2 protein-coding genes are annotated in these 1,152 nt (G+C 67.7%); one reads left to right on the top strand and one right to left on the bottom strand.

Annotated elements, in window-relative coordinates; genetic code table 11:
• Positions 1–968 (top strand): tRNA epoxyqueuosine(34) reductase QueG (gene queG / locus B2W70_RS09790; RefSeq protein WP_286745254.1); only part of this gene is annotated, 968 nt, incomplete at its 5' end.
• Between the two features lie 11 nt (positions 969–979).
• Here queG and B2W70_RS09785 read toward each other — a convergent pair.
• Positions 980–1,152 (bottom strand): zinc-binding dehydrogenase (locus B2W70_RS09785; protein WP_286745276.1); only part of this gene is annotated, 173 nt, incomplete at its 5' end.

The raw sequence follows: 1,152 nt of genomic DNA, 5'->3' as shown, positions 1-1,152 counted from the left end.
CAAGGCCCGCCGAGTTGGTGCCGGGCACCGTGCGCGTGATCACGGCGCGCATGGACTACCTGCCCGACAGCCTGCCTGGCAACGACCCCGACGGCTGGCAGACCATCGAGTGGCAAAGGCTGTCTTCGCCTGGTGCGGCCACCGTGTCGGTCTATGCCCGGGGGCGGGACTATCACAAGGTTTTGCGCGCGCGCCTGCAGAAGCTGGCCGACCGGTTGGGCGAGCGCATCGGCCCGTTTGGACACCGCGTGTTCACGGATTCGGCGCCGGTGCTGGAGGTCGAACTGGCCAGCCGCAGCGGCATCGGCTGGCGAGGCAAGCACACGCTGTTGCTCTCTAGGGAAGCCGGCTCGGCTTTCTTCCTGGGCGAGATCTATGTCGACCTGGCCTTGCCGCTGACGGCGGCAGAGCCCACCCGTTGCGGCACCTGCCGTGCCTGCATCGACGTCTGCCCGACCCAGGCCATCGTCGAAGAAGGCCTGGTCGACGCACGCCGATGCATCTCCTACCTGACGATCGAGCAGGGCGGGCCGATCCCGCAAGAGTTCCGCCCGCTGATGGGCAACCGCATCTACGGCTGCGACGACTGCCAGCTCACCTGTCCCTGGAACAAGTTTGCCCGCCGCGCGGTGGTGCCGGACTTCGATGTGCGCCCGAGCCTGGCCGACCCGACCTTGCTGCAGCTGTGGCGCTGGGACGAGGCCACGTTCCTCAAGCAGACGGAAGGCAGCGCCATCCGCCGCATTGGCTTTGCCCGCTGGCAGCGCAACATTGCGGTGGCCATGGGCAACACCCTGGCGGGGCGGCTGCTCGGTGAGGGCGCTGCATGCCCTCCTGCTCTGCGCGATGAGCTGCTGCAGGCTTTGCAGGCTTGGCAACAACGCCCGCCGGAGCTGGGCGAGCACCACGCGCTGGTGGCCGAACACGTCGCCTGGGCCCTCGCCCAGGCCGATGCATCGGCCACCTGATCGGCCGCTGATCAACCGTTGACCAGCACCAGCTTGCCGCGCACCTGGCGCGATCCCATCAGCGTGAAGGCCTCTTTGAGCTGCGACATCGGCAGCTTGTGTTCCACCACGGGCTTGATCTTGCCTTCCATGTACCAGGCGGCCAGTTGCATCAGGCAGGCGGCGTTGTTCTGCGGCTCGCGCT

The sequence above is a fragment of the Aquabacterium sp. UBA2148 genome, from assembly GCF_002328915.1.
Taxonomy (GTDB): Bacteria; Pseudomonadota; Gammaproteobacteria; order Burkholderiales; family Burkholderiaceae_C; genus Aquabacterium; species Aquabacterium parvum.
This window is presented reverse-complemented; position numbering and strand designations above follow the sequence as displayed.